Origin of the sequence: Phytohabitans houttuyneae (assembly GCF_011764425.1) — a bacterium.
Taxonomy (GTDB): Bacteria; Actinomycetota; Actinomycetes; order Mycobacteriales; family Micromonosporaceae; genus Phytohabitans; species Phytohabitans houttuyneae.
The window spans coordinates 4751289-4772083 of record NZ_BLPF01000001.1; the positions used below are offsets into that span (position 1 = coordinate 4751289).

The window sequence follows — 20795 nt, forward strand, 5'->3', positions numbered from 1 at the left end:
GGCGCGCTCGCGCGGACGGTAACCGGGCCACTCCGGGAGGCGGGCGTTACGCTCGCCTCATGCTGCGATCGGTCATCCTCGCCGCCTCCCGGTCGTCCCGGATGGAGCGGCTCGTCGAGACTGCGCCGCTCACGCGTGGTGTGGTGCGGCGGTTCGTCGCCGGCACGTCGCCGGACGACGCGCTGCGGGCGACCGGTGAGCTGGTCGCCGAGGGACTGTCGGTGAGCCTGGACGTGCTCGGTGAGGACACCGAGACGCCTGAGCAGGCGGTGGCCACCCGGGATGCCTATGTGGCGCTGCTCGAGGCGCTCCGGGACGCCGCGCTCACCCCGGCCGCGGAGGTGAGCGTCAAGCTCTCCGCGCTGGGGCAGAAGTTCGACGAGCAGCTGGCGTACGACGGGGCGCGGGCGATCTGCGTGGCGGCGTCGGAGGCGGGCACCACTGTCACGCTCGACGCCGAGGACCACACGACCACCGACTCCACGCTGGACATCCTGACCAAGCTGCGCACCGACTTTCCGACCACGGGCGCGGTGCTCCAGGCGTACCTGCGGCGCACCGAGGCCGACTGCCGGGAGCTGGCGACGGCCGGTTCGCGGGTGCGGCTGTGCAAGGGGGCGTACAAGGAGCCCGAGTCGGTCGCCTACCAGTCCACTCTGGACGTCGACAAGTCGTACGTGCGCTGCCTCAACATCCTCATGTCCGGCGACGGCTACCCGATGCTCGCCACCCACGACCCGCGCCTGATCGCCATCGGCGAAGACCGGGCGCGTTGGTTCGACCGGTCGCCGGACGAGTTCGAGTTCCAGCTGCTGTACGGCGTGCGCCCGGAGGAGCAGGCCCGCCTGGCCGCCGAGGGATACACGGTGCGTGTCTACGTGCCATACGGGACGCAGTGGTACCCGTACCTGATGCGCCGACTGGCCGAACGGCCGGCGAATGTCGGTTTCTTCCTCAAGGCGGTCAGCCGCAAGGGGTGACCCCGCACGGGTAGTCTCCGCGTGTGATCGAGCCCTCCACGCCGCCGCGCCGCAGCCGGTGGCCCATGTGGGTGGCGCTCGGTGTCGTGGGCACGGTGCTGTCCTGCGCGGTACCGATTGTCGCGATCGTCAGCCTTCGCGACCGCGCCCCGGAAGCGGCGGCGGCCAGCGCCAGCCCGGTCGCCGTCGAGAGCCCCGAGCCCGGCGATCCCGAGCAGGTGACACAGCTCTGGCTGCGCGAGCGGATCGCGGAGGCGCTCACCCAGCAGGCGGGCGCGCTGCTCCGCGGCGACGAGCGGGGCTTCCTCGCGGTGGCAGAGCCGAAGTCGACGGCGGTGTCCGCGCTGCGCCGGCAGTTCCGGTCCCTGCGCGCGCTCAAGGTCACCACGTGGCGGGTGCGGATCACCGACATCCCCGATCGGGTCGGTTCCCGGTGGCAGGTCGCCGTGACCTACGAGCATTGCTTCGTCGAGCCCGGCTGCCTCACCGGGCCGGTGTCGATCGAGACCACGTGGGTCGACCGGGCCGGTGTGCCCCGGATGGTGGCGGTGGAGTCATCGCCCAAGGCCCAGGACGGGCCGCGGCCGTGGGAGACCAGCGATCTTGTGGTGGCCGTGGGCAAGCGGGCGGTGGTCGCCACGACCGCCGTCCAGAAGGCCCGCCTGGCCGAGGTGCTGCGCGAGGCGGAGCGGGCGGCCGAGGTCGCCGACAGGTACGCGGTGGACGGCACGCCGCCCAGGCACTACCAGATCTTCTACGCGGGCGAGGCGGAGTGGCGCCGGTGGTACGGCGGCGACCGCCCCGAGTGGACCGCCGGATACGCGGTACCGGTCGGCGGCGGCCACTTCGACGTCGTGCTCAACGGCAAGGACCTGCACAGCAGCGTGCTCGACGACCTGCTGCGGCACGAGATGACGCACGCCGCCTCGCTGCCCGGCGGCGGCTACCGCACCGGCGAAAACTGGTGGCTTGTCGAGGGCGTCGCCGACCTCGCCGCGGCGGGCGGGCGGCCGGTCAGCCGGTACGAGAGCCTGGGCGACGTGCGGCGGCTCGTGTCCGGCGGGTGGCACGGCCCGTTGAGCACCGCCGAGCCTGGCGAGCGCGCGACGGACTGGCAGGTCAGCGCCGCCTACGGGGTCGGCTACCTCGCCGTGCGCCACCTTGTCGACCGCTTCGGTGAGCAGGCGATGCTCGACTTCTTCAAGGCGGTCGTACACGAGCGGAAGTCGCCCGAAGAGGCGTCCGAAGGCGCCTTCGGCGAGCCGTGGCAGTCCCTTCAGGACGACTGCGTGTCGTACGTACGGAGCGCGGCCTCGTAGCATAGGCCCCGTGTCTGGCGTCCCCCCGCCACGAAAATTGATTCTGCTCGCCGGCGCTGCCCTCCTCGCGCTCGGCGCGACAGCCGCGTCCTGTGGCGACGAAGAGTCCGCCGTGGCCCTTGGCAACGCGTCCCGCGGCGAGGTCGCCGAGGTGGTCGACGCCCCGGCGTCGGTCACCGCGAAGGCTGCCGCCACTCTCACCTCACCGGCCGACGGCACGCTCGCCGCGATGCGCGTGCGACCGGGCGAGACGGTGCGGCGCGGGCAGGTGCTCGCGGTCATCGACTCCCCGGGCGCCCGGCAGCGGCTCGCGCAGGCGAAGGCGGCGCTCGACGCGGCCAAGCGGGCCGGTGGCGGCTTCGGTGGCGGGGTCAACCTGACGACGGTGCAGCGCAACACCGACAAGGCCGCGGCCGCCGCGTTCGACGCCGCCCGCACCGCCGCCGGCAAGATCGCCGACCCGCAGGTGCGGGGCGCGCTGCTCGCGCACGTCGACGCCGCTGAGAAGCAGTACGACGCCGCTGCCCGCGCCGCCGGGCAGGCGGTCCGCGCGGTGCAGCGAGGCGTGGCGGGGCTGAGTTCCGCCGTCAGCGCGCTCTCCGCCGCACAGCGACTCCAGGCGCAGCAGGCGTACGACCTGGCGAAGTCCACTGTGGATGCCCTCACGCTGCGGGCGCCGATACCCGGTGTGGTGCAGCTCGGCGGTGCGGCGTCACCGGCCGGCGGTGCCTCCGCCGAGGCGCTGGCCGGCCTGCTCGGCGGCGCGAACGCGCAGCTGCCGGCCGGCGTGCTCACCCCGCCCTCGGCGGCCTCGGGCCCGGCGGCCGGCGTCGACGTCGCCGTGCCGGTCGGCGGTGTGGTCACCGCCGGTGCGGCGATCCTGACCGTGGTCGACGTCTCCGCGCTGGGGCTGGTGGCCGAGGTCGACGAGACCGACGTGCTGCTGGTCAGCCCGGGGCTCTCGGCGACGGTGGAGCTGGACGCGGCGACCGGCGCCACGTACACCGGCGAGGTTCGCTCGGTCGACGTGCTGCCGACCGCCTCGGCGCGCGGCGGCGTCGCCTACCGGGTGCGGCTCTCCCTCGGGGACGGGCAGTTCGGCGACGGCCGGGACGCGCCGGCGCCCCGGCCGGGGATGAGCGCGGTCGTGCACCTCCAGGTGCGCGAGGCGGCCGACGCGGTCACCGTGCCCGCCGCCGCGGTCTTCTCCGCCGACGGGCGGGACGCGGTGTGGGTGGTGCGCGACGGGCGCGCCGAGCGGGTCGACGTGACCGTCGGGGTGCAGGGGCAGGATCTGGTGCAGATCGTCTCCGGAGTGGCGGATGGCGACAGCGTGGTCGTCCGCGGCACCGACCAGGTCACCGCCGGTCAAGAGGTGCCGTGAGCGAGCGAGTTGGCGCGGCGGCGTCTGGACGGAGCCGGCCCGCCGACGTAGTCGGGGTTTCGGGGTGGTGGAGGAAGACGTCGCCTTTGGCGCCGCACGAGCGAGCGAACCCGGAGGTACAGTGACCGCGGCCGGGCAGGCCGTGGAGGCCACCGACGTCACGCGAACGTACGAGCTGGACGGGGTGTCCGTGCCCGCGCTCCGCGGCGTCTCGCTGGTCATCGAGCCGGGCGACTACGTGGCGATCGTCGGGCCGTCCGGCTCCGGCAAGTCCACGCTGATGCACCTTCTCGGCGGCTTGGACCGGCCGACCGGCGGCCGGCTCGTCATCGGGGGCGGGACGTCTCGACGCTGTCGCCGCCGGAGATGGCGCGGCTGCGCAACGAGACGATCGGCTTCGTCTTCCAGGCTTTCCACCTGCTGCCCCGCACCTCCGCCGTGGACAATGTGGCGCTGCCGCTCGTGTACCGCGGCGTGGGCGCGCGCCAGCGGCGGGCGAAGGCGAGCGAGATGCTGGAGCGGGTGGGGCTGGGGCATCGCCTGCACCACCGCCCCAACCAGCTCTCCGGCGGCGAGCAGCAGCGGGTCGCCATCGCGCGGGCGCTGGTCACCGACCCGGCCGTGCTGCTCGCCGACGAGCCGACCGGCAACCTCGACACCGCGACGGGTGACGCCGTGCTGGCCCTGCTCGAAGAGCTGAACACGACATCCGCCGTGGCCCTGGTGCTGGTCACCCACGACCGTGACGTCGCGGCTCGGGCCAGCCGCCAGATCGTGATGCGGGACGGCGTCGTCGTGCCGCCGCCGGGACCCGTCGTACCGTCACCGCGCCGCCCGACCGAGGACGAGTCGTGAGGCTTGTCGAGGCATGGCGGGTCGCGCTCGACGCCCTGCGGGCCAACCGGCTGCGCAGCGGCCTGACCATGCTCGGCGTGGTGATCGGTGTCGCCGCGGTGGTGGTGCTCGTGGCGATCGGCACCGGAGCCAAGCGCGAGGTCGAGCAGCAGGTCGAAGGGCTCGGCTCCAACCTGCTGATCGTGGTGCCGGGACGGCTGGAGTTCAACTCGGCGCCCTCGGTTTCCCGCCTTTCGCTGTCCGATGTGGAAGCTGTGGGCCGGGTGGTCGGCGATCCCTCGCGGGTGGCGGTCACCGTCACGTCGGGGGAGACGGTCCGCGCCGGCAACCTGTCGACGTTCACCACCGTGCAGGGCGTACTGGAGACCACGCCGCAGGTCTTCGTCCGGAACGTCGCGCGCGGCAGCTACCTAACATCGTCCGATGTGGACACCGCCCGTCGCGTGGCGGTGCTCGGCGCGACCGTCGCCCGTTCCCTCTTCGGCGACCGCGACGCGGTGGGGCAGCAGGTGTCCGTGGCGGGCGTACGGTTTCGCGTCATCGGCGTCTTCGCACCACTCGGCCAAAGCCTCGGCGTCGACCGGGACGACGAGGTGCACATCCCGGTGACGACGGCGCACCGCCTGTACGGGACGAACCGTATCGACGGCATCGCGGTCAAGGCGCCGGACCGGGAGCGGATCGACGCGCTCGGCGAGCGGATCGTGGCCGAGCTCAGCGAGCGCCACCCGGACACCGAGTTCAGCGCGGTGACCCAGGAGCAGATTCTCGGTGTACTCGGAGACATCCTCGGCGTGCTGACCGGTGTGCTGGCCGCCATCGCGGGCATCTCGCTGCTCGTGGGTGGGGTGGGTGTCTCCAACATCATGCTGGTCTCGGTGCGTGAGCGGACCAAGGAGATCGGCCTGCGCAAGGCGGTCGGCGCGCGGCCGCGCGACATCGGTGTGCAGTTCCTGCTGGAGGCGGTGCTGCTGACGACCATCGGCGGGGTCACCGGCATGGCACTCGGTGTGGGCGCCGCGCTGCTGGTGGGCGAGCTTTCCCCGGTGCCCGCCGCGATCACCTGGTGGTCGCTGGCGCTGGCGTTCGGGGTGTCGGCGGCGGTGGGCATCGTCTTCGGCGTGGTGCCCGCCCAGCGCGCGGGCCGCCTCGATCCGGTGGTGGCGCTCCGCACGGAGTAGGTTGCCGGGCGGAGTTGCTGAAGGTCCGGTATGCCCCTTGGGGTGAATTATGCTGATCGCCCGGAGTGGCGACTTGACTGATCATGATCATCTGGCTGAAGGGATCGCGTGGGTCACAGCCGTCCCGGTACCGTACTAGTTACACGCGCGTAGCCCGCCGCGGCGCATCCCGTCCGGCGGCGCGCGCCGGGGATGGGATGGGTTGGTGAGCCATGGCAGGATCACCACAGTCCGAGAGCAGACTGTCGGAGGTCAAGTTCCTGACCGTCGCTGAGGTGGCGACACTGATGCGCGTCTCGAAGATGACCGTCTATCGGCTGGTGCACTCTGGCGAGTTAACGGCGGTCCGGGTCGGCCGGTCCTTCCGGGTCCCGGAGCACGCGGTGCACGAATACCTTCGGGGGCATTCCAAGAGTCGGCGTAGCAGGGGCTACCCTGGTGGGCGACCGTGAGTCCGACGGGCGTCGGCGCCCACCAGGCAGCTCCGGTCCGCTGTCCAGATTGGTCGCCGGAGGGTGACCGGCTGTAGCCGAGGAATCGCAACGGGAAGGCTTTCGTATGGGCTCGGTCGTCAAGAAGCGCCGCAAGCGCATGGCTAAGAAGAAGCACCGCAAGCTGCTGCGCAAGACCCGCGTCCAGCGTCGTCGTCTCGGCAAGTAGCCACGTCCGGGTTTCCACGCCGGACGAGCATCGAAACGTGAGGTGGCGGTGACTGCCGCCTTGGGCGTCGTCGTGGTAACCGGCATTAGCCGGTACCTCGGCGCGCACGTCGCCGCCCGCCTCGCTGCCGATGATCGCGTCGGCCGCGTGGTCGGTCTCGACCCCAATGAGCCCGCCGCTGAGATCCAGGAGATGCTCAGCGGCGTCGAGCACGTGCGCGCCGACGCGGGCTCGGCCCCCACGGTGGTGGCCGAGCTCGACGCCGAGGTCGTGGTGCACCTCTCGCTGGTCACGTCGCCCGAGCCGGGCGGCCGCGCCGCGATGAAGGAGCAAAACGTCATCGGCACGATGCAGCTCCTCGCCGCCTGCCAGCAGGCACCCCACCTGCGCAAGCTGGTGGTGCGCTCATCCACGGCGGCGTATGGCGCCTCGTTCCGCGACCCCGCCGTCTTCACCGAGGACACCGAGCCGCGCCAGGTGCCGCGAGGTGGCTTCGCGCGCGACATCCTCGACGTCGAGGGCTACCTGCGCGGCTTCCGCCGCCGGCGGCCCGACGTCAGCGCGACGGTGCTCCGGTTCGCGCCGTTCATCGGCTCCCGGGCCGACACCACCCTCACCCGGTACTTCGCGCAGCCCTTCGTGCCCACCGTGCTCGGCCGTGACCCGCGACTGCAGTTCCTGCACGTCGACGACGCGCTCGAAGTGCTGCACCGCTCGGTGGTGGAAGACCACCCCGGTACCTACAACGTGGCCGGCGCCGGCGTGCTCGCGCTCTCCCAGGCGATCCGGCGGGCGGGGCGGCTCGCTGTGCCGGTCTTCGAGCCCGGCCTGTCCGCCGCGGCCACGCTCGCCGGCGGGCTGCGGCTCGGCCGCTACGGGCTGGACCAGCTCGACCTCTTCGTGCACGGCCGGGTGGTCGACACCACCCGCCTCATCGAGGAGTACGGGTTCGAGCCGCGCACCACCGCGTCAGCCTTCGACGACTTCATCCGCGGGCACGCCGACCGCGCGCTGGTGACCGCCGAACAGATGGCGGCCGCCGAGCGGACGATCCTGGACGGCATCCGGCGGGTCCGCGCCGCCGCAAGTGAGAGCTCATGAGTGACCCGTCTGTCGAGGACTGGCCGGGCGACCCGTGGGATCAGCGGGTCGCGTCGGCACTGTCCTTCCTGCGCCGCCGCCTCTCCGGGCAGTACGAGGTGGACGAGTTCGGCTTCGATCCGGAGCTGACCGACCACGTCTTCTATCCGATCCTGCGCCGGCTCTACCGCGACTGGTTCCGCACCGAGGTCTTCGGCCTGGAGCACCTGCCCGACGACGGCGCCGGCTTGGTGGTCGGCAACCACTCCGGCACGGTCGCGATGGACGCGCTGATGCTCTCGATCGCCGTGCACGACGAGCACCCCAAGGCCCGCCACCTCCGGCTGCTCGGCGCCGACCTCGTCTTCCGCGTGCCGGTGCTCTCCGAGCTGACCCGCAAGTCGGGCGGCACGGTCGCCTGCAACCCGGACGCCGAGCGCCTCCTGCGCGGGGGCGAGCTTGTCGGCGTCTTCCCGGAGGGTTTCAAGGGCGTCGGCAAGCACTACCGCGACAGGTACAAGCTGCAGCGCTTCGGCCGCGGCGGCTTCGTCTCGGCGGCGCTGCGCACCGGCACCCCGATCGTCCCGGTGGCGATCGTCGGCGCCGAGGAGATCTACCCGATCCTGGGCGACCTCAAGCCGCTGGCCCGCCTGCTCAAGCTGCCGTACTTTCCGGTCACGCCCACGTTCCCCTGGCTCGGCCCGCTGGGGCTGGTGCCGCTGCCGAGCAAGTGGCTGATCGAGTTCTGCCCGCCGATACCCACCGCGGACCTCGTCGACCACGCCGACGACCCGATGGTCATCTTCAACCTGGCCGACCAGGTGCGCGAGACGATCCAGCAGACGCTGCACCGCCTGCTCGAAAAGCGCCCCGACCCCTTCGGCCGCTAGATGGCCCGCGAGAGTCGGACATGGCACCAAATCACCACATGGCCAGGCGCCCCGACCGTCTAGCCATAACCTGACGTGTCGTCAACCCCGGCGAACTCGAAATGGAGCAGCAACTCCCCAAAGGCATCCAGGATGACGTCTGGGCTCGCAACGTCCAGATGGACGTCTGCCGCCTGTGCGGCGTCGGTTGGATCCCAATGTGTGACCCGTACAACTTGCTCCCAAAGATCCGGATCCCGCTCGGCGCCGTAACGCGCCCAAGCCGCCAGCATTCCCGCATGCTTGGCCATCGTTATGTCCTTTTTGAGGTTGTCGCCGACATAGAGGCAACGATGCGGGGGGACACCGACCTCGCGCGCGATGCCGAGCACGACGTCCGGGTCGGGTTTCCGCTTGTGCGACGGCACCTCACGAATCTCCACCACGCTTAACGGAGTGTGCGGCGCGTCGCCGAGCGGGTGTGGCGGGCCGCTAAAGGAGGGCGCGTACACCGCCTCCAGCATCGACTGGAGGCCCAGCGTCCGTATCCGGCTTCTGATGTTTACGTCGGTGGCCTCGGTGTGACCGAAGATTCGACAACCACTCGCCTTGATTGAGGTCAGAGTCGGCACGACATCCGAGAACAGCCGGAGGCGCTCGCTTCGGATCCGGTTGAACTCGGCGAAGGCAGGCCTCAGGAACTCGTGGCGTTCGACCTGCGGCTTGGTCGGCAGCCGTTCCTGGACGATGTCCGTCTCCAGCAGCGCAAACGGCTGCTCGGTGTTGCCTCGACGTCTGTGAACGATCTTCAAATCTTCTCGGATGCGGTCTTCGTCAACTCCTAGAAGCTCGGCTGCCTTGGCCACCATCGCGCCCAAAGCTGGGGCGAAGAAGTCCACCCATCGGTAGAGGGTGTCGTCCATGTCGAGAATGAGCACCTGGATCGATCGTCGGGGGGTTGTCATCGATTGTCTGTCCGCTGCCAGGGCTCGATCGTGAGCGCGCCGTCCCGGTTCACCGTCAGCGGCGCCGTCCAGGTCATGAAGCGGCTGAAGGATCCGTTGGGGTCACTTCGATACATTTCTAGCTCCACGATCGAGCCTCTCACCCGGAGAAGGTTGAAGAAGTTCCGGTGTCCGTCCGTGGAGCTGGAGCCGGAGCTGCCTCCACCAACGATGTTGAAGCTACCCAGCTCCCACTGCTCGTTCGTGTACTCGGGAAGGTGGTATGCACCAGCGCGCCACACGAACGCACGGTGCTTGTGACCGTGTACCGCGAGATGCACCCCGTCCTGCGCTGCCATCCGCTGCACCCGTGGAGCGTCGATCGCGATCCCAAAGCCCTTGTGGAACTCATCCGGCGACTCAAGATCGTCCGTTAGTGCCAAGTGATGGTGCAGCGCGAGGATCCTGAGGCCCAGCCCGGTCCGCCTCGCCCAGGCCAGCGAGGCGGCCGCCTCGCGGTAACCCGCTTCCTGCACGCGTCCCATCCCGGCGAGGAACGAGCTGCCTTGCTCGAGCGAGCTCGAGTTGACTCCCACTACGTCGACCAAGGAGCCCCCGGGGAAGACGAATCGTCGCGCCATCGACAACTGGTCAGACGCCTGAAACCCGTAGAACGCCCTGAAGAACTCTCGGTAGTTGGCGGTGGCCTCGGCCGGTGCGACCTCAACTGGCGCGCCGTAGTCGTAGGCGTCGGCGCGGGTCCACACGATGTCGTGATTGCCGGGCACGACCACGATGTGGTCCATACTCAGTCCAAGCAGGCCGTTGGTCAGCTTGAAGAGGCCTGTTCGGGCAGCCTTGAACTCCGCGGTCGACGCCACGTAAGTCAGATCACCGGTCACAAGCACCACGCCCACGTTTCGATCGGCGCGCGTCAGGGCTTCATTGATCGCGTCGGCCATCGTAGGGGTCGTCCCTGCTTCACCTTCCAACCGCCATTGGTGCTCGGCGCGGAACCTGCCCGTCGCGTAGTGCGGGTCGGTGATGTGAAGTAGCCAATCACCAGTGCAGGACACCGGTTGGGCCGACAGCGGTCCCTCCTGCCGTTGAGTGGCGGTAAGGAAGCGTTCGGCTGCATCGTTCGAGAGACTCGGCCGTACTTCCCAGATGGTCGTGTCCATCGCCCGCAACTCGTCCGCGTCGAGGATTCGCTTGCCGGCGAGGCGATCGAGTTGGGAGCCCTGGATATGCGGCAGTGGTGGCGGCGCCGCGTAGGAAAACCGGCCGAAGAACTCGATGGGATGCTCGCTGACAGAGAGAATCCGGAGCCACCCACGGCTGTGCCGACTGTTGCGGTAGTACGAGGGGATTCCGTCACGCTCTTCCGGCGGCGGGCTCAATGAGGTGAACTGTCCGAAGTCGTCGGCAGCGGGGGAGAGGACCCGGTCGACGATCGCGGAGTGGACCTCGCCGGAGCCGGAGTGAAACAGAGCGATCGGCACCCGCCGTCCCTGACTCGTCTCGTCGTGGATGGCCTGCCAGACGGCATCGTGACCCGGCTCGTTCGGCCTCTTCCACCAACCCCACCAGCACCAACCCCTCCTCTCGATTACGCGTCGGTGCTCCGGCAGAGTGTCGGCCACGAGATCTCGGTACCGGAACAGGAAGCGAGGGCTGGCCGGGGGAACCCGATCCTTCCCATCGGCCATGCCGGTGCACCTCCGTACGCCTGCGAAATGGTGGACAGGCACCAACGAGCGGACTCGTACGGCAGTATCACTCGGACCTGTGGCGAACACCAGGTCCACAAGGGACGCTTTCAGGTCCGGTTCAGCGCAGCGTTCGAAGGTCGAGCGTGTGCCAGGCGGTCGTCTCGTTGTCGCCGGTCGACCACCACAGCAGGGCGCCGCGGCTCTGCACGATGCCGACGCCGTCGGCCACCACCACGACCTGCTTGCTCTTCAGGTCGTAGAGCAGCAGCTGCTGGGAGCTGATCGGCGCGCTCTGGTCGCCGCTGCTCTGTGACAGCACCTCAAACCTGTCGAGCAGCGCCACGTCGATCACCGAGGCGGTGGCCGCGCCGCCCGCAACCCGGCGGCGGTCGGTGCCGTCCGGCCGCATCAGGTCGATGCGCGACGGGCCGTCGCCGGCCAGCACGAGCACGCGGCACCAGGCCGGGCTGCAGGTGGCCAGCTCGGTCGCGGACGCCGGGACGTTGGTGACCTGCCCGGTGTCGAGGCTGCGGAGCTGGACCGGGCCGGTCTGCCCGCTGCCGGCGCTCACCAGCCACGGCCAGGCCGAGAGTGCCCACGCGCCGGGCTCGGTGCGTTTGGAGACTGTGCCGCCGGCTAGCGGTATCGAACGGATCTCGGTCGCGGTGTCGCCCCGCGGGGAGACCGACACCCAGTGCAGCCGGCCGCCGGCGAGCACCATGTCGTACTGCGAGTTGAAGAGGACCACGTCGCCGGTGTCCTCCGTGAGGAGCCGGGGTGGCGTGCCGCTGGCCACGTTTGCGACCCACATCGTGGTGCGGGCGGTGCCATCGGCGTCGCTCACCGACTCCGCCCAGGCCACCTCGTCGCCCGCGCGGACGAAGCCGCCGAACTGCGGGGTCGACCCCGCCGGCAGGCGGCGCAGCTCGCGCGGTGTGCCGCCGGCGGCGCTCAGCTGCAGGACCTGGTCGGTGCCGTCCGGCGCCGTGCCCAGCGAGGTCTTCGCGTCGAGGAAGTAGAGCGGGGTGTACCGCAGGCCGCCGGCGATGTCGGCGCGCTCAGCGTCCGGCCACACCTGGGCGACCGTGCGGGGCGGCTCGGGTCCGGTGGGCCGCTTGTGGTCGGGCGAGAGGGCGAGCAGGGTGCCGGCGGCCGCCAGCGCGACCCCGAGGCCGGCCAGGCCGACCGTCCGCCGGGGGAGGGGCGCCGGCCGGGGCGCGGCGCGGGCACCACCGGTCGCCCGGCGGTGAGCGTCACCGGCGAGACCTGCGGCGGCGGAACGCCATGCCCGCGGCGACCGCGCCGACGAGGATCGCGGTGGCGGCGGTCGTGGGTACCGCGATCTTGGCGGCCTTGCGCCCGGTGCGGAAGTCGCGCACCTCCCAGCCTCGCTCGCGGGCCTCGGCGAGCAGCGCGCTGTCCGGGTTGACCGCGACCGCGTTGCCGACGATCGAGAGCATCGGGATGTCGTTGGACGAGTCGCTGTAGGCGGTGCAGCGGGACAGGTCGAGCCCTTCGACGGTGGCGAGCTGGCGGATCGCGTCAGCCTTTGCCGGGCCGTGCATGAGGTCGCCGACCAGGCGTCCGGTGTACGCACCCTCCTTGACCTCGGCGACCGTGCCGACCGCGCCGGTGAGGCCGAGGCGCCCGGCGATCACCCGGCCGAGCTCGACCGGTGCCGCGCTGACCAGCCAGACCCGCTGGCCGGCGTCGAGGTGGAGCTGGGCGAGCGCCCGGGTGCCGGCCCAGATCCGCTCGGCCATCAGCTCGTCGAAGATCTCCTCGCTGAGCCGCTCCATGTCTTCGACCCGCCAGCCCTCGACGAACGCGAGCGCGGTGGCCTTGGCCCGGGACATGTCACCGGCGTGCTCCCGGGCGAGCAGCCGGAAGCGGGCCTGCTGCCAGGCAAAACGGGCCAGGTCGCCGGTCGTGAGGTACTTGCGGGCGGCCAGGCCGCGGGCGAACCAGTAGATCGAGGCGCCCTGCATCATCGTGTTGTCGACGTCGAAGAACGCCGCTGCCTCGCTGTCCGGCGGGCCGGACAGGGCCACTTCGAGATCGGTGGCGGCCCAGCCTGCGGTGTGGCCGTAGGCGTCGGTGCTGACAGTCACCTTCTTGGACTTTCCGCCGACCCTGCGGGTGCGCGCCACGCGTGGACCTCCCTCTGGCTCCCTCCTAGGGAGGGTAGCCAACGAGGCCCTGAATCTCCTTTAAAGCGAAAGCCCCTCCGGGCGGTGGGCCGAGGCCCTGTTTGGAAAATCCCTGCCAGGCTGCGCCGGGCCCAGACGCTGCCTGGACTCCGGCTCGCCACGACAATTCTGTTCAAACAGGGCCTAGCCGAGCAGGTCACCGAGGATGCGTCCCAGACCGTCGAGGATTCCGTCGTCCGTGCTGGACGGCGTGGGCTCGGGCTGGTCGGCCGGACCGGAGCCATCCGGTGCCGGGCTGCCCGAAGGCGTGGTGGCCCCGGTGCTGCCGGCCGGCTTCGGGTCGGTGCCCTCCGTGCGCTCGGGGCTGGGCTTGGTGCCCTCCCGCTGCGAGCTGTCCGTGCCGGTGGCCGGGCCCGAGCGGCCCTGGCTCGGCGCCGACCAGCAGACGCCCGGCTTCGGGCCGAGCACGTCCGCGCCGACCGTGGCGGCGTCGCCGCAGTCGAGCGTCGCGCGCAGGCCCTTGGAGCGCTGGCTCACCTCGTCGAGCACGGCGAGGGACGTCACGGCCCGGTCGCGGCTCCCGGCGGGCAGCCGGTCGAGCATCTTGGTGATCTGCTGGCGCTGGCCGCTCACGAACGTGTCGACCGCGTCCAGCGGGGTCGCGTCGTGGCGTGCCACAGCAGCACTGTGCAGCAGCTTCGCGCCCTCGCGGGTGTCGCTGTCCATGTCGTCGAGCACGCCGGAGAATCCAGCGGTGTCGCCCACCGCGCCGGCCTCGGCGAGGCGGGTGCGGGCGAAGTCGAGGAAGAGCTGTCCGCGGGTGACGTCCGAGCTGGCGAGTGCGAGCTGGGCCCGCTCGGTGGAGCGCTTGACTCCGTACAGAGCGTCGCCGGGCATCGCGTTTTCGCTGGCCGCGGACATGCCGGAGACGGCGATCGCGCCGACCGCCACACCGACGATCACGGCGCCACGGGCGCGGATCCGCCGGCCGGTGAACCGGGGACGCGACTCGGTCGCGAAATCAGGCTCGGGCGCATCCACCGCGGTCACGCCGATCCCGTCCCGCTCCGCCTTGGCCACGAGCATCGCCCGCAGGCCGGTGCGGAAGTCCGGGTCGATCTCGACGTGCGGCTTTACGGCGACCAAGTGGTCACTGACCGCGATGAGCTCGGCAAGGCCCTCGTCGGCACGGTCGCGTACGTGGTGCCGGCGACCGCCGCTGGCCTCGTCGAGAAGCTGCGCGAAGCGCTCGGCGCGCCGGCGGTAGAAGACGTTCGTTGTCACCGCGGGCACCTCCCTTCGCTGGTCACGACTGCTCGATCGACGTCGTCGCCGATCGGTGCGACGGCAGCGGAAACCGCGGGATGGGCCAGGGGGATGTCAGCGCCACCGCCGGTCGCACCCATACAAACGCCGCGTGGGCACGACGGGTTACGGGTACGCGGAAAGCGCCATTACGAAGAGTGAGGAGAGTCACGGTTGGAACCCGTCCGGCAGGAGCCGGGCGAGTGCTCGTACCGCCCGGTACTGGAGGGCCTTGATGGCCCCTTCGTTCTTACCCATCGCCTGGGCGGTTTCGGCGACGGAGAAGCCTTGCAGGAAGCGGAGGACGATGCACTCCTGCTGCTCGGGGTTGAGCTGCTTGACGGCGGTCAGGAGGGCGACGTTGGTGATGTGGTCGACGACGGCGGCCTCGGGGCTGCCCTCGGGCCCGCGGTCCTCACGGTCGGCGTCCAGGACGTCGCCGGTGGTGACCTCGAGGCGGTAGCGCCCGGACTTGAAGTGGTCGGCGACAAGGTTGCGGGCGATCGTGACAAGCCAGGCGCCGAGGTCGCGGCCCTGCCAGGTGAAGCTGCCGATCCGCTTGAGGGCGCGCAGGAAGGTGTCGGAGGTGAGGTCTTCGGCGAGCTGGCGGTTGCCGACCCGGAAGTACACGAAGCGGAACACCGTGTCGACGTACCGGTCGTAGATCAGGCCGAACGCCTCCGACTCACCGGCCTGGGCCCGCTCGACCAGCGCCCACACCTCGGCGGCCGCGTCGGTGGGGTCGGGCCGGTCCGGAAACCTGGTCGGCGGTGCACTGCCCCCGCCGGGTGGCCCGGTCTCGACGGCCGGGAGCACCGCGGTGTCGGTGTCGCCCCCGAGCGGACGCCGGGATCCGCCGGGTTGTGCCCCGGCGCCGGCTGGGCCGGCATCGAGGGGCGCCCCGGCGCGGCGACACGGCCGCCCACCGGCTTGGCGTTGGAGCCCGGCACGTGGCGTCCGGGTGACTCGTTGACATGGGGTGTGCGGTTGCGTGTGTGCCTGGTGCCCATGTCGTTCATGGCCAGGCGGAGCGTCCGCAGCCCGTCGGCGAGTGCCATCTGGGCGTACAGCTCCTGGTAGGTGTAGGCCGTCACTGCCCCTCCTCCGTGACCCCGCGCAGCGCCATCATCGGGCATGTGCCGGGTCCGGCGCGGTCCCCTGGCAGCGGGACAGGATGCGCCATCGGGCGACACACACCCGTGAGGTGCTGGTGCGGTGCGTTAACGGGCACGGCGGCCTCCTCGGGGTGAGGGGTGTCGACTCACGGCAAAAGGGGTGAGCCGACCCAGAGATAATAGGGCCAACATCACCCACGTGTGCGGAGTCCGTTACACAGAGCCGAATTATTTACCGATCGTGGTCCAATCTGTCGCACACCGTGTGCGGCGTCGGACACCCGACAGGGGTAAAGACGGCCCCCGTTCGGGTGACGGGAGGCGCGACACGCCGCGGGGAGGTCGCTTCCGCCTCCGGCGCCCGAACAGCCTCTGAGCCGCAGAGATGGGCACGAACTGAACATCAGCCGACACCCAAGTAAGGCGCGTCACATTAACCTGTGAGCGTGCCCGAACCAGTCGCCGTCGACGAAGCCGCCCGCAACCTGGCCGACTATGTGCGCCGCGCGGCGGGGGTGGGCGCCGACCGGCCGGCTCTGGTCCGTGGGGACGAGACCGTGACCTGGGGCGAGCTCGACGCCCGGGTGGACGCGGCGGCGCGCGGCCTGGGCGCGATCGCCGAGGCCGGCGCCAAGACGGCCTCGGCGACGGCGGGACACCCGGCTCGCGTGGCGATCGCGCTGGGCAATACGCCCGATTTCGCGGTCGCGTTCTTCGGTGCGCTGCGCGCGGGGCTGTCGGTGGTGCCGATCAACCCGGACTTCACGGCACGCGAGCTGCGCCACGTGCTCTCCGACTCGGCGGCCGCCGCGCTTGTCTGCACGGCGCAGGTGCGCGACGCCGTCGAGGAGGTCCGGGTGAGCTGCCCGCGCTGTCGGCGGTACACGTGAATCTGCCGGATCTCGACGGCCCGCCGCCGGCCCGCGAGACCGGCGGTGACGATACCGCTCCCCTAAGAGCGGGGGGCTCCGACTTAGCCGTGCTGCTCTACACCTCGGGCACCGAGGGCAGCCCGAAGGGCGCGATGCTCTCCCACCGCGCGTTGATCGCCAACCATGCGCAGGTCGCCCGCGTGCCCTCGGTGATCGGGCCCGACGACGTTCTCCTGCTGACGGTGCCGCTTTTCCACGCCTACGGGCTGAATTCGGGGCTCGGCGCGGTGGCCTATCACGCCGCCTGCGGCGTGCTGGTGGAGCGGTTCGACCCGGCGTCCACGCTGGAGGCCATCGCCCGGCACGCGGTCACGGCCGTGGTCGGCGTCCCGTCGATGTATGTGGGGTGGGCCGCACGACCCGAGCTGAGCGGCGCGTTCGGCACGGTGCGGCTCGCCGTGTGCGGCGCGGCGCCGTTGGAGCCGGCCACCGCGGCGCGCATCAGCGACGCGACCGGGCGGCAGGTCTTCGTCGGGTACGGGTTGACCGAGGCCGCACCGGTCCTCACCACCACGTTGCTCAGCAGCGTGCCGAAGGTTGGCTCAATCGGGCAGCCCATTCCCGGCGTCGAGCTGCGACTCGTGGCGGCCGACGGCGGCGACATCTGGCGCGACGGCGTCGTCGACCCCGACGCGGAAGACGAGCTGCTGGTCGAGCTTGAGTCGCCGGGCACCGATCCCGGCGAGATCGTGGTGCGCGGCGACAACCTCTTCTCCGGATACTGGCCGGACGGGCGGGACGGGCCGAGCGCGGAGGGGTGGTGGGCCACCGGCGACGTGGCGTACGCGGACGCCGATGGCGACCTCTTCCTGGTCGACCGGCTGGGTGAGCTGATCCTGGTCTCCGGCTTCAACGTCTACCCTCACGAGGTGGAGTTGGTGATCGAGGCCTGCCGCGGCGTGGCCGAGGCGGCGGTGCTCGGCGCGCCGCACCCGCAGACCGGGCAGACCGTGAAGGCGTTCGTGGTGCGCGAGCCGGACAGCGACCTGACCGTGGCCGAGCTGCGGCGGCACTGCGAGCGCAACCTGGCCCGGTTCAAATGCCCGACCACGATCCAGTTCGTGCCGTCGCTGCCGCACTCGCCCACCGGCAAGGTGCGCAAGACGTTGCTGCGCTCGGAGGCGGTCCATGACTGAGGCCCGGCTGACCCTGATCACCCGCCCCGGCTGCCACCTCTGCGACGTCGCCAAGGAGGCGATCGAGCGGGTCACGGCGGCCACCGGCGAGCGGTGGGTCGAGGTCGACGTGGAGTCCGACCGCGAGCTTGAGGCGGAGTACGGCGACCGGGTGCCGGTGACCCTGCTCGACGGCAAGGAGCACGGCTACTGGCGGGTCGAGGAGGAACGCCTTCTTCGTGACCTGAAGGCCGCCCATTAGAGTCGTCGGGTGGCGAGTACGCACCTGGTTTGGGACTGGAACGGTACCCTCCTCGACGACCTGCCGCTGGTCGTCTCCTCGACAAACGCGGCCTTCGCCAGCGTCTCGGCACCCGAGCTGAGCGCCGACGCGCACCGGGCCGCGTTTCGCCGGCCGGTGGCCGACTTCTACGCCGAGGTGCTGGGGCGGGCGCTGGAAGAGGGCGAGTTCGGCCGGCTCGACAAGATCTTCCACGATGCGTACCGGCTGGGCCTGACCAGCTGCGGGCTGGCGCAGGACGCCACGACCGCCATGTCCAGCTGGACCGGCACCCAGTCGCTGCTGTCCATGTGGTTTCACCACGAGCTCGTGCCCGAGGTCGAGCGGCGCGGCCTCACCGCCCTGCTGGCCCGGATCGACGGGCTGCCCGGCACGCTCGGCGGTGACCTCAAGGCCGAGCACCTCGCCCGCCACCTCTACGCGCTCGGCGTCGACGGCTCGTCCGCGGTCCTGATCGGCGACTCGGTCGACGACGCCGACGCTGCCGCCTCGGTCGGTGCCCGCTGCGTGCTCTACACGGGCGGGTTCACCGATCCGGCACGGCTGCGCGCGGTGGGCGTACCCGTCGCGGACTCCCTGGTCGAGGCCGTGCGCCTCGCCGCGGAGGCGTAGCGGGCGCCGCCCGGGTCGCTGGTCGGCAACAGTGAGGAGCGAGTTGGCGCGGCGGCGTCCGGACGGAGCCGCTCCGCCGACGAAGTCTGGGTTTCGGAGTGGCGGAGGAAGACGTCGCCTTCAGCGCCGCACGAGCGATCGAACCGGAAAGGTTGATAGTAGGGAAAGCCCTACCGCCAAGAGGCCAGCCGACGGGATGGGAGCCAGCCGGCCCGATGCCTAGCGTCGATGACATGACCACGACCACCGCACTCACGGGCGTCGGCGCCGAGCCGCGCGCCCGCCGTCCCATGCTCCGCCAGCTGGCGGTCGACTCCGGCTACGTCCTGCTGGGCTTCCCGATCGCGGTGGCCTCGTTCGTCGTGCTCATCACCGGCCTGGCCCTCGGCGTGGGCCTCGGCATCACCGTCATCGGCCTGCCGATCCTGGCCGGCGCGCTCTACGCGGCACGCGCGTTCGCCGACATGGAGCGGCTGCGCATGCCGCTTGTGCTGCGCCAGGACCGGGTCCGGCCGTACTACCGGACCGCTGAGGAGGGCGCCAGCGTCTGGCGCCGGGTGATCACGCCGATCATCGACACCCAGTCCTGGCTCGACCTGGCACACGGCATCATCAAGTTTCCGATCGCGCTCTTCTCGTTCATCGTCACGTTCACCTGGTGGGCCGGCGCGATAGGCGGCTGCCTCTACTGGTCGTACGCCTGGGCGATTCCCAACGGCCCCGACGACCAGGACCTCGCCGAGCTGCTCGGGCTCGGCGACTCGATCGGCGCCCGCATCGCGATGTACAGCGCGTTCGGCCTCTTCTTCCTGATCACGCTCCCGGTCGTCGTGCGCGGTTGCGCGCTGCTGGAGGTGAGCTTCGGAAAGGCACTGCTCACCGGCGTGGCCGAGATGCGCAACCGGATCACGGTGCTGGAGGAGCAGAAGGCCGCGGCCGTCTCCGCCGAGGCCAACGCGCTGCGCCGGCTGGAGCGGGACATCCACGACGGTCCGCAGCAGCGGCTCGTGCGGCTGGCGATGGACCTGGGCCGGGCGCAGCAGCAGATGGAGACGGATCCCGAGGCGGCACGCCGCACGCTCGACGAGGCGCTCACCCAGACCCGGGACACGCTCGCCGAGCTGCGGGCGCTCTCCCGGGGCATCGCGCCGCCGATCCTGGTCGACCGTGGGCTGCCGAGCGCGCTCGCCGCCCTGGCCGCCCGTGGTGTGATCCCGGTCGACCTCACCATCGACCCGAAGCTCGGGCGGCTCGAGCCGTCGGTGGAGACCACGGCGTACTTCGTGGTGGCCGAGGCGCTGACCAACGTGGCCAAGCACAGCCGCGCCACCGAGTGCTGGGTGGTGGTCTCCCGGGTGGGTGACCACCTGAAGATCGACATCATCGACGACGGCGACGGCGGGGCGCACGTCTCCAAGGGGCACGGCCTGGCCGGCATCGGCGACCGCCTGCGGGCCAACGGCGGCACGCTCGACGTGGTGAGCCCTGCCGGCGGCCCGACCGAGGTGCGCGCCGAGTTGCCATGCTGAGCGACGCCGAGCTACAAAGCCCCATGCGCGTCGTGATCGCCGACGACGCGGTCCTCCTCCGGGAGGGCCTCGTCCGGCTGCTGACCGAAAACGGCCACGATGTGGTCGCCGCCGTGGGTGACGGGGACAGCCTCGTCGAGGCCATCGAGGAGCACCGGCCGGACATCTCGATCGTGGACGTGCGCATGCCGCCCAGCCACACGGACGAGGGACTTCGCGCGGCGGTGACCGCGCGCGAGCGGGTGCCGCGCACGCCGATCCTGGTGCTGTCCCAGTACGTCGAGGTGTCGTACGCGGACGACCTGCTCGCCGACCGGGCCGGCGCGGTGGGCTACCTGCTCAAGGACCGGGTCGCGGCGATCGCCGAGTTTCTCGACGCGGTCGCCCGGGTGGCCTCCGGGGGACGGTGCTCGACCCGGAGGTCGTGAGCCAGCTGCTGGTGCGCCGGCGGCGTGACGACCCGCTGCGGGAGCTGACCCCGCGCGAGCGGGAGGTGCTGTCGTTGATGGCCGAGGGGCGTTCGAATACCGCGATCGCGCGCATTCTCGTGGTGAGCGACGGCGCTGTGGAAAAGCACGTGCGCAACATCTTCACCAAGCTTCAACTCCCTCCCGACGAGGAGCAGCACCGACGCGTATTGGCGGTGCTCGCGTACCTCGGCTCATGAGCGGCTTGATCAAGATCGCGATTTGTGCACGACTTCACAAGCGCCTAGTCTGTAAAGCCGTAGCGCCCCGCTAGCACAGCCCTCG

The 20795-nt window shown here is 71.0% G+C and carries 16 protein-coding genes and 5 pseudogenes; 15 read left to right on the forward strand and 6 right to left on the reverse strand.

Features of this window, described 5'->3' with window-relative positions; all coding sequences use genetic code 11:
• Window positions 1–59 precede the first annotated feature (59 nt).
• The 9 genes and pseudogenes from Phou_RS21945 (at window position 60) to Phou_RS21985 (ending at window position 8349) form a co-directional block, all read left to right on the forward strand.
• Window positions 60–980, forward strand: a complete 921-nt coding sequence (locus tag Phou_RS21945) for a proline dehydrogenase family protein (RefSeq protein WP_173057728.1) — start codon at window positions 60–62, stop codon at window positions 978–980.
• 23 nt (window positions 981–1003) lie between these two features.
• Entirely contained in the window at window positions 1004–2299 is a 1296-nt protein-coding gene (locus tag Phou_RS21950) for a hypothetical protein (protein ID WP_246273668.1), read from the forward strand.
• Window position 2300: 1 nt separating this feature from the next.
• The gene (locus tag Phou_RS21955) at window positions 2301–3683 is read left to right on the forward strand and encodes an efflux RND transporter periplasmic adaptor subunit (RefSeq protein ID WP_173058781.1); all 1383 of its coding nucleotides are present in this window, start codon (window positions 2301–2303) and stop codon (window positions 3681–3683) included.
• A 121-nt stretch (window positions 3684–3804) separates the two neighbouring features.
• Window positions 3805–4538, forward strand: a pseudogene (locus Phou_RS21960) (ABC transporter ATP-binding protein).
• On the forward strand, window positions 4535–5719 hold the full coding sequence (locus Phou_RS21965) for an ABC transporter permease (protein ID WP_173057729.1): 1185 nt from the start codon (window positions 4535–4537) through the stop codon (window positions 5717–5719). Before Phou_RS21960 ends, Phou_RS21965 begins: the two are co-directional and overlap by 4 nt.
• A 212-nt stretch (window positions 5720–5931) precedes the next feature.
• Window positions 5932–6143: pseudogene (locus Phou_RS21970) on the forward strand (helix-turn-helix domain-containing protein).
• A gap of 134 nt (window positions 6144–6277) precedes the next feature.
• Window positions 6278–6379: a 30S ribosomal protein bS22 gene (locus tag Phou_RS21975; protein WP_007465623.1), complete on the forward strand. Its 102-nt coding sequence runs from the start codon at window positions 6278–6280 to the stop codon at window positions 6377–6379.
• A 48-nt stretch (window positions 6380–6427) separates the two neighbouring features.
• The gene (locus tag Phou_RS21980) at window positions 6428–7480 is read left to right on the forward strand and encodes an NAD-dependent epimerase/dehydratase family protein (protein WP_246273670.1); all 1053 of its coding nucleotides are present in this window, start codon (window positions 6428–6430) and stop codon (window positions 7478–7480) included.
• Window positions 7477–8349, forward strand: coding sequence for a lysophospholipid acyltransferase family protein (locus tag Phou_RS21985; protein WP_173057732.1), 873 nt, complete (start codon window positions 7477–7479; stop codon window positions 8347–8349). The genes Phou_RS21980 and Phou_RS21985 overlap by 4 nt, the downstream gene beginning before the upstream one ends.
• A 59-nt stretch (window positions 8350–8408) precedes the next feature.
• Here the strand turns inward: Phou_RS21985 and Phou_RS21990 are convergent, their stop codons facing one another.
• The 6 genes and pseudogenes from Phou_RS21990 to Phou_RS22015 form a co-directional block, all read right to left on the reverse strand.
• On the reverse strand, window positions 8409–9266 hold the full coding sequence (locus Phou_RS21990) for an HAD family hydrolase (protein WP_173057733.1): 858 nt from the start codon (window positions 9264–9266) through the stop codon (window positions 8409–8411).
• 23 nt (window positions 9267–9289) lie between these two features.
• Complete coding sequence (locus tag Phou_RS21995; RefSeq protein WP_173057734.1) at window positions 9290–10981, reverse strand: anti-phage phosphoesterase; 1692 nt, start codon at window positions 10979–10981, stop codon at window positions 9290–9292.
• A 121-nt stretch (window positions 10982–11102) separates the two neighbouring features.
• Window positions 11103–12059: a hypothetical protein gene (locus tag Phou_RS22000; protein ID WP_173057735.1), complete on the reverse strand. Its 957-nt coding sequence runs from the start codon at window positions 12057–12059 to the stop codon at window positions 11103–11105.
• Window positions 12060–12237: 178 nt separating this feature from the next.
• On the reverse strand, window positions 12238–13134 hold the full coding sequence (locus Phou_RS22005) for an HAD family hydrolase (RefSeq protein WP_246273672.1): 897 nt from the start codon (window positions 13132–13134) through the stop codon (window positions 12238–12240).
• A gap of 399 nt (window positions 13135–13533) precedes the next feature.
• A pseudogene (locus Phou_RS22010) lies at window positions 13534–14418 on the reverse strand (DUF5667 domain-containing protein); the annotation flags it as partial.
• A gap of 189 nt (window positions 14419–14607) precedes the next feature.
• Window positions 14608–15458 (reverse strand): annotated as a pseudogene (locus Phou_RS22015) (ECF subfamily RNA polymerase sigma factor, BldN family).
• Between the two features lie 542 nt (window positions 15459–16000).
• Here Phou_RS22015 and Phou_RS54500 point away from each other — a divergent pair.
• From Phou_RS54500 to Phou_RS22040, 6 genes and pseudogenes are all read left to right on the forward strand, one after another.
• Window positions 16001–16444, forward strand: a complete 444-nt coding sequence (locus Phou_RS54500; protein WP_281365046.1) for an AMP-binding protein — start codon at window positions 16001–16003, stop codon at window positions 16442–16444.
• An 89-nt stretch (window positions 16445–16533) separates the two neighbouring features.
• A complete protein-coding gene (locus tag Phou_RS54505) occupies window positions 16534–17622 on the forward strand; it encodes a class I adenylate-forming enzyme family protein (RefSeq protein ID WP_281365047.1) in 1089 nt (362 codons plus the stop codon).
• A complete protein-coding gene (locus Phou_RS22025; RefSeq protein ID WP_173057738.1) occupies window positions 17615–17863 on the forward strand; it encodes a glutaredoxin family protein in 249 nt (82 codons plus the stop codon). Before Phou_RS54505 ends, Phou_RS22025 begins: the two co-directional genes overlap by 8 nt.
• Window positions 17864–17872: 9 nt before the next feature.
• On the forward strand, window positions 17873–18514 hold the full coding sequence (locus tag Phou_RS22030) for an HAD family hydrolase (RefSeq protein WP_173057739.1): 642 nt from the start codon (window positions 17873–17875) through the stop codon (window positions 18512–18514).
• A 233-nt stretch (window positions 18515–18747) separates the two neighbouring features.
• Window positions 18748–20043, forward strand: a complete 1296-nt coding sequence (locus tag Phou_RS22035) for a sensor histidine kinase (protein WP_246273673.1) — start codon at window positions 18748–18750, stop codon at window positions 20041–20043.
• A 23-nt stretch (window positions 20044–20066) separates the two neighbouring features.
• Window positions 20067–20710, forward strand: a pseudogene (locus Phou_RS22040) (response regulator transcription factor).
• Window positions 20711–20795: the final 85 nt, after the last annotated feature.

What these genes read in the sequence shown, in the direction of transcription:
- Phou_RS21945 (WP_173057728.1), top strand. Translation starts at nt 60, where the DNA reads ATGCTGCGATCGGTCATCCTCGCCGCCTCCCGGTCGTCCCGGATGGAG.
- Phou_RS21975 (WP_007465623.1), top strand. Translation starts at nt 6,278, where the DNA reads ATGGGCTCGGTCGTCAAGAAGCGCCGCAAGCGCATGGCTAAGAAGAAG.
- Phou_RS21985 (WP_173057732.1), top strand. Translation starts at nt 7,477, where the DNA reads ATGAGTGACCCGTCTGTCGAGGACTGGCCGGGCGACCCGTGGGATCAG.
- Phou_RS21995 (WP_173057734.1), bottom strand. Translation starts at nt 10,981, where the DNA reads ATGGCCGATGGGAAGGATCGGGTTCCCCCGGCCAGCCCTCGCTTCCTG.
- Phou_RS22025 (WP_173057738.1), top strand. Translation starts at nt 17,615, where the DNA reads ATGACTGAGGCCCGGCTGACCCTGATCACCCGCCCCGGCTGCCACCTC.
- Phou_RS22035 (WP_246273673.1), top strand. Translation starts at nt 18,748, where the DNA reads ATGACCACGACCACCGCACTCACGGGCGTCGGCGCCGAGCCGCGCGCC.